Below are 4222 nucleotides of genomic sequence, written 5' to 3' on the forward strand. Positions count from 1 at the left end.
GCCGAGAACTGCTCGGCCGTGAGCGCGCGCATCCCGCGCAGGCCACCTTCCTCGGGCGGCACGACGTCGTCGATCGCGTCCATCCCCCGCAGGGGATCGGCCGCGTGGTCGTCACTCACCGGGACGCGGCCGCAGCTCGTAGCGCGGGTTGAACACGGTGCGGCGACCGTCGATCAGACACACGAGGCCCTCGATCTTCAACCGACGACCGGGGGTGATGCCGGAGATCTCCCGGCGGCCCAGCCAGACGAGGTCGAGCGACCCGCTCCCGTCGTACAGCTCCGCCTCCAGCGCGGGCACGCCCTCGCGCGGCCGCAGCGTGACGGACCGGATGACGCCGGAGACGCTCGCGCGCGACCTGTCCTGCAGCTGGTCGACGGGCGTGCACCCGACCGAGCGGTGGGCGTCGGCGCGCTCCTCGTCGGCCTCGATCTCGGCCTGGGACGCGACCGCCTTCTTCAGGCGCTCCTTGAGGCTCATCGGATCTCCGTGATCTCCGGACCGCGGGTCATCGGGTCGAAGTCGGGCGTCGCCGGCCGGTCCTGGTCGGCGGCCGGCTGGTCGGACTGCAGGTTCGGCGTGCCCGGTCCGGGCAGCCGCAGGGTCAGCAGGTCGCGGGGCGGTCGGGCGTCCTGGCCGCGGACCACGACGATCCCGGCGAAGAGCTGCTCCAGGGCGGTGGCCGCGGACGGGTCCACCGCAGCGCGACCGGTGATCACGCCGCGCACGAACCAGCGCGGACCGTCGGCGCCGACGAAGCGGGCGGGCCGGTGACCGGTACGGCCCTCCGGCGTCCGGATGGGCAGCCGGGCCAGCAGCTCGCGGCCGAACGGACCGGGAAGGTCGTCGGCCGAGCCGCCCTGCTGCGTCACGGACTCCGCGATCTCCGCGCGGATCTCGTCCCAGATGCCCTCCGTGCGCGGCGCGGCGAACGCCTGCACCTGCAGCGACGAGCCGTCCAGGAGGATCGACGCCGCGGAGACGACGTCCGTCGCCTTGTCGATCTCCATGCGCAGCTCCATGCCCGGGACACCGGGCAGGAGGATCGCTCCGAGATCGACGCGCGGGAGGTCGTCGTCCACCTGGGAGGCGTCCCAGGGGCCGCCGGTGCGCTGGACGGGGGCGGGAGACGCGTCGTCACCCGGCTGGTCGTCGACGACGGGCGACTCCTCGACCTCGGTCTCGACCGTGTCGTCTGGTGCGGAATCCTTGCCACCACGCCGGAACAGCGCCACGTGCTCACTCCTCTTTCGACGCGCTCGCGCGCATCAGTTGCTGACAGATCGACAGTAGTCCCGACCTAGGCGGTCGGCGCAGCCTTCCAGCCGCCGCTGGACCCGAAGCCGCCGTCCCCGCGGTGCGAGCCGGGCAGCTGCTCGGCCTCCACGAAGCGCACGCGCTCGACCCGCTGCACGACCAGCTGCGCGATTCGGTCGCCCCGGTGCAGCTCGAGCGGGTGCTCGACGTCCGTGTTCAGCAGGGTGACGGCGATCTCGCCCCGGTAGCCGGCGTCGACGGTCCCCGGAGCGTTGACGATGGTCAGCCCGTGGCGCATGGCCAGGCCGGAACGCGGGTGCACGAACGCCGCGAAGCCGTCCGGCAGCGCGATGGCCACGCCGGTCGGCACGGTCACGCGTCCCTGCGGCGGGATGACCACGTCGATCCGGGAGACCAGGTCCGCGCCGGCGTCGCCGGGGTGCGCGTACGCGGGTGCGGGAAGGTCGGGGTCGAGGCGCAGGAGGAGCACCTCGGTGCTGGGGTCGGCCGTCACGGGGCCCGACCCTACCTGCCGGATGGGATGCTGGGTGCATGTCCGACGCGCCCCGTGGCACYCCGCTGTCCTCGTCCCGGGCCGCCGCGCCCACGTACGTCGAGAGGCTCTGGCTCGGTCCGCTCGGGTGGGTGCTCCTGGTGGCCTTCGCGACCATGGTGTTCGTGGCGTTCGTCCCCGTCGACCTGCGCGTCGCCGGAGCCGTCGGCGTCGCGGTGCTGGCCGCGGGTGCGGCCGTGCTCGCCGGTGCGGCGCCGCGGGTCGAGGTGCGGGACGGGACGTTCCGGGCCGGCGGTGCGCACATCCCCCTGACGGTCCTCGGGACCGCCGTCCCGCTCGACGCCGTCGCGACGCGGTCCGAGCTGGGTCCCCGGCTGGATGCCCGCGCCCACCTGTGCCTGCGCGGCTGGATCCACACGGCGGTGCGGGTCGAGGTCAGCGACCCGCTGGACCCGACCCCCTACTGGATCGTCTCCACCCGCCGTCCGGCTGAGCTGGCCGCCTCGTTGAACGGCTGAAGGCCCGCCGCCCGGTACTCCGGGTGACGGGCCCTCAGGTCGGTCGTCAGGCGTGGGCGGAGGCGATCAGGCCGCGCACTCCGAGCAGACGGGTCGTCCGTCGCGCTCGTAGGCGAGCTGGCTGCGGTGATGCACGAGGAAGCAGCTCGAGCACGTGAACTCGTCCGCCTGCCTGGGCAGCACGCGTACCGAGAGCTCTTCGCCGGAGAGGTCCGCGCCCGGGAGCTCGAACCCTTCGGCTGCTTCGGTCTCGTCCTCGTCCACCACGCCCGAGTTCTTGTCGGAGCGCCGAGCCTGGAGCTCCTGGAGCGAGTCCTCGCTCAGGTCCTCCTCGGTCTTGCGCGGGGCGTCGTAGTCGGTAGCCATGTGTGGCGTCACACTCCGTGTCTGGATGGAATCTCGTACGCGGGATCAATGCACGCGACGTGCTTTTTGTTCCCGCGCGCGGTGGGATTCTGCACCACTTTCGAGCCTCGAGCGAACCAGACGCCTGACCAATTTCGCCGCGAGCGCGGTGGGAGCGTTTTCAGGCGTCCGAGTCGGCGCCGAGCTCCTCGAGGAAGGACCGCAGCTCCTCGAAGGCCCCCGGTACGCCCCCGACCGTCATCGCCTCCTGCGCCTGTCCACCCCGCAGACCCGTGACCTGCGCACCTGCCTCCTGGGCGATCAGCGCACCGGCGGCCAGGTCCCACGGCTGCAGCCCACGCTCGTAGTAGAGGTCGAGGCCTCCGGCGGCGAGAGCGCACAGATCCAGCGACGCACAACCAGCGCGACGAATATCACGTACCCGCGGCAACAGTTCTGCCACGATTCGGCCCTGCGCCCGCCGTCTCGAGGCCACGTAGCCGAACCCCGTGCCCACCAGCGAGTCGATCAAGGGGCGTGCAGAGTTCACCCGCAGCACACCCCCGTCGAGCGTCGCGCCGAGCCCGAGCCCGGCGGTGAACGACCGCCCGTCCTCCGGGGAGAAGACGCACCCGGCGAGCGCGGTCCACGTGGCCGGGTCGGGCGCGACCGTCGGGTCCGGTCCCCGCACCGCCGCCACGGAGACCGCGTAGGGCGAGTGCCCGTAGAGGTAGTTGACCGTGCCGTCGATCGGGTCCACCACCCAGGTGATGCCCGACGTGCCCGGGTGGAACGCCTCCTCCTCACCGAGGACGGCGTCGTGCGGCCGCAGCTCGGAGAGCCGGCGGCGCAACAGCGCCTCCGAGGCCAGGTCCATCGCCGTCACCACGTCCTGGGCGCTCGACTTCGTGGCGGACACCGTGACGTCCCGACGACCCGCCCGGACCAGGGCGCCGGCCTCCCGGGCGATCGCCTCGGCGACGTCGACGAGCTCGCGGACCTGGTCAGGGGTGTCGGGGTTCACCCGACCATCCTCTCAGCGCACGGTCCCCCGCCACGGCCCGGGCGCCTTGAGCTGGAACCGCAGCGCACCCACCCGCAGGGCGAACACCGCGATCACGACCGTCACGCTGGTCGCGGTGGTGACGGCCCCCTGCCACCACAGCACGGCGGTCGCGGTGGACCCCAGCAGCGCGGGGATGGCGTAGAGCTGCCGGTGGTGCAGCACGACCGGGACCTCGCCCGACAGGAGATCGCGCAGCACCCCGCCACCGACGCCGGTCATCACCCCGACCACCACGGCTGCCGTGAGCGTCGTGCCGTACTCGAGCCCCTTGATCGTCCCGACGACGCTGAACAGGGCGAGCGCCCCCGCGTCGAGCACCACGATGAACCGGCGCGCACGCTCCAGCCGGGGGTGGAAGAAGTAGATGACGGTCGCGCCGACGACGGCCGTCATGATGAACCGCCAGTTGGAGATCCCGACCGGCGGCACCGCGCCGATGAGGACGTCGCGCAGGATGCCGCCGCCGAGGCCGGCCGCCCAGGCGAGCACCATGATGCCGAACACGTCGAACTGCTTGCGGAC

Annotated in this window: 7 protein-coding genes; 1 reads left to right on the forward strand and 6 read right to left on the reverse strand. The window is 72.7% G+C overall.

Annotation, left to right across the window (positions count from 1 at the left end):
* Nucleotides 1-111: 111 nt before the first annotated feature.
* The 3 genes from AC1DUQ_RS18580 to dut form a co-directional block, all read right to left on the reverse strand.
* Nucleotides 112-480, reverse strand: coding sequence for an OB-fold nucleic acid binding domain-containing protein (locus AC1DUQ_RS18580; RefSeq protein WP_477061786.1), 369 nt, complete (start codon nucleotides 478-480; stop codon nucleotides 112-114).
* Nucleotides 477-1235 (reverse strand): DUF3710 domain-containing protein, encoded by a 759-nt coding sequence (locus tag AC1DUQ_RS18585; RefSeq protein WP_477061785.1) that lies wholly within the window; start codon nucleotides 1233-1235, stop codon nucleotides 477-479. The genes AC1DUQ_RS18580 and AC1DUQ_RS18585 overlap by 4 nt, the downstream gene beginning before the upstream one ends.
* Nucleotides 1236-1300: 65 nt before the next feature.
* Nucleotides 1301-1771, reverse strand: a complete 471-nt coding sequence (dut, locus tag AC1DUQ_RS18590) for a dUTP diphosphatase (RefSeq protein ID WP_057210982.1) — start codon at nucleotides 1769-1771, stop codon at nucleotides 1301-1303.
* A gap of 38 nt (nucleotides 1772-1809) precedes the next feature.
* Between dut and AC1DUQ_RS18595 the strand changes: the two genes are divergently transcribed.
* A complete protein-coding gene (locus AC1DUQ_RS18595; protein WP_477061784.1) occupies nucleotides 1810-2289 on the forward strand; it encodes a DUF3093 domain-containing protein in 480 nt (159 codons plus the stop codon).
* A 66-nt stretch (nucleotides 2290-2355) separates the two neighbouring features.
* On the opposite strand, the gene AC1DUQ_RS18600 is transcribed toward AC1DUQ_RS18595, so the two are convergent.
* The 3 genes from AC1DUQ_RS18600 to AC1DUQ_RS18610 form a co-directional block, all read right to left on the reverse strand.
* On the reverse strand, nucleotides 2356-2655 hold the full coding sequence (locus AC1DUQ_RS18600; protein ID WP_056090713.1) for a DUF4193 domain-containing protein: 300 nt from the start codon (nucleotides 2653-2655) through the stop codon (nucleotides 2356-2358).
* Nucleotides 2656-2815: 160 nt separating this feature from the next.
* On the reverse strand, nucleotides 2816-3658 hold the full coding sequence (locus tag AC1DUQ_RS18605; RefSeq protein ID WP_477061783.1) for an inositol monophosphatase family protein: 843 nt from the start codon (nucleotides 3656-3658) through the stop codon (nucleotides 2816-2818).
* Nucleotides 3659-3670: 12 nt separating this feature from the next.
* Nucleotides 3671-4222, reverse strand: a 552-nt coding sequence (locus AC1DUQ_RS18610) for a trimeric intracellular cation channel family protein (RefSeq protein WP_477074318.1), incomplete at its 5' end; no start/stop codon positions are given.

The sequence above is a fragment of the Cellulomonas sp. P4_B5_2 genome (assembly GCF_056402235.1).

Coding starts and splice junctions, on each gene's coding strand:
- AC1DUQ_RS18580 (WP_477061786.1), bottom strand. CDS start 480: ATGAGCCTCAAGGAGCGCCTGAAGAAGGCGGTCGCGTCCCAGGCCGAG.
- AC1DUQ_RS18600 (WP_056090713.1), bottom strand. CDS start 2,655: ATGGCTACCGACTACGACGCCCCGCGCAAGACCGAGGAGGACCTGAGC.